This window comes from Paenarthrobacter sp. NPDC090520, from assembly GCF_044769205.1.
Lineage (GTDB): Bacteria > Actinomycetota > Actinomycetes > Actinomycetales > Micrococcaceae > Arthrobacter.
The window spans coordinates 1-1,743 of the sequence record NZ_JBIVXM010000052.1; the positions used below are offsets into that span (position 1 = coordinate 1).

Annotated in this window: 2 protein-coding genes; one reads left to right on the forward strand and one right to left on the reverse strand. The window is 63.5% G+C overall.

Translation table 11 applies throughout. From position 1 onward, the window contains the following. Positions 1–88: 88 nt before the first annotated feature. A complete protein-coding gene (locus ACIQTZ_RS24000) occupies positions 89–466 on the reverse strand; it encodes a nuclear transport factor 2 family protein (RefSeq protein WP_402984838.1) in 378 nt (125 codons plus the stop codon). Positions 467–548: 82 nt separating this feature from the next. Between ACIQTZ_RS24000 and ACIQTZ_RS24005 the strand changes: the two genes are divergently transcribed. Further along, entirely contained in the window at positions 549–1,505 is a 957-nt protein-coding gene (locus tag ACIQTZ_RS24005; protein ID WP_402984840.1) for an RNA polymerase subunit sigma-70, read from the forward strand. Positions 1,506–1,743 lie beyond the last annotated feature (238 nt).

Below are 1,743 nucleotides of genomic sequence, written 5' to 3' on the forward strand. Positions count from 1 at the left end.
GGGAGAGTAGGACACCGCCGGACAACCATTACAGTTGGAGCCCCGACCACGACGGTCGGGGCTCCACACCTTTAACACCCCAACTACCTCACGCCCGGATGACCTCCCCACGCGCCAGCGCGAAGGGAAGCCGGTCAAAGAGGATGTGGATCTCCGTAATCAGGCCACTCTGGACTCTATAGAGCTCGGCCCCCGGAGCACTGGGAACAGCGCTGCTGCTCGTGTCATACATGAGCATCGCCTCAATGGCGTTTCCGTGGGCCGCGAGAAGCCGTGACCCCGTCAGCGTTGCCGCGAACGGAGCCATGAAAGCGCCTATGGCTGTACTGCCGGTCAACTTTCCCGCCGGCGTGTGGCAAACAGCATCACCTGCCAAGTAGGTCGTCGCGGTTTCCAGGTCGCCCGTGGTCCACGCACGGTGATACGCCATCGCAATGCCTACAGCAGCTGTTTCGTCCTGGGTCATGTCCTTGTCCTTTCAGGGAGGGTTACACCTATGGAGACACCGCGGGGAACCCGATCGGAACGGCGGCGTGCCAGAATGACGTGTGGGCTCCACACCGCTCGAGGCCGCCAAAGCAGGCGATGAAGTAGCTTTCGCTGCCCTCGTCCAGCCCTATCGCCGTGAACTCCATGTGCACTGCTACAGGATCACCGGATCCCTGGACGATGCAGACGACGTGCTTCAGGAGGTGCTGCTCGCTGCCTGGAACGGACTCCCCGGTTTTGGTGGGAGGTCGTCGGTCCGGACGTGGCTCTACCGGATCGCAACAACCAGATCGCTCAACGCCGTACGCGATCGCCGTCGTAGGCCACACATTCAGCCGGCGCCTCCTTTTGACCCACCGATGCCAACGGACACTTTCGATGTGCCGCATTTGCAGCCGTATCCCGATGCGCTGCTGTCCGAACTGGACCCGGCCGCCCGGGCCATTGCCCTGGAAAGCATAGAACTCGCGTTTGTTACGGCTCTCCAACACCTGCCGCCGCGCCAGGCCGCGGCGTTGGTTTTATGTGATGTCCTGGATTTCCCCATACCTGAGACTGCGGACATGCTGGGAACAAGTTCGACCGCGGTCAAAGGGCTGCTTCAGCGTGCACGGGCCGCGACACCAATGCCTGAACCCGTGGCCACATCAGCCGACAAGGACCCTGTAGTGCGCAGGTTCGCCGACGCTTTTGCCCGTGACGACGTCGACGCCATGGTGGCGATGCTGACCGACGAGAGCTGGCTTGCCATGCCGCCGGCGATGCACCGTTACGTGGGCCAAACCGCCGTCGGAAACTTCCTGAGGGCCAGCGCGGCTGGCCGGCCCGGTGGCAGCTACGTGCTGGCGAGGACGCAGGCTGGCCGCCGGCCGGCCTTCGTTTGCTATTTGCAGGGGCGGGCGCGTGGTCTGCTGGTGATTGAGCCCGACACGAGTGGCGAGAAGATCGCTTCCCTGGTGCGGTTTCTCGACGACGGACTGCACAGAGCAGTTGGGATGCCGGACCACCTGGCATAGCGGCGCCGGTTGGTTACCCGCCGGCGGATGTACGACGGCGGTTTGGTCGCCCACTGGCGGTTGGGGGCAAGCGAATTCCCCGACTCACGGAGTAGGCGGCAGGGGCACCAGCGCCGGCCAAAGTATCCCAGGAAGACTGCCTGTGGGGGTGGATTTGCGTTGGGGGTTGGGGGCGTGTATTGTTTTCTGAGTCGCCGGGAGCGAAACGGAAAGCCGGAAGGTGTGTACGGTTCGGTTG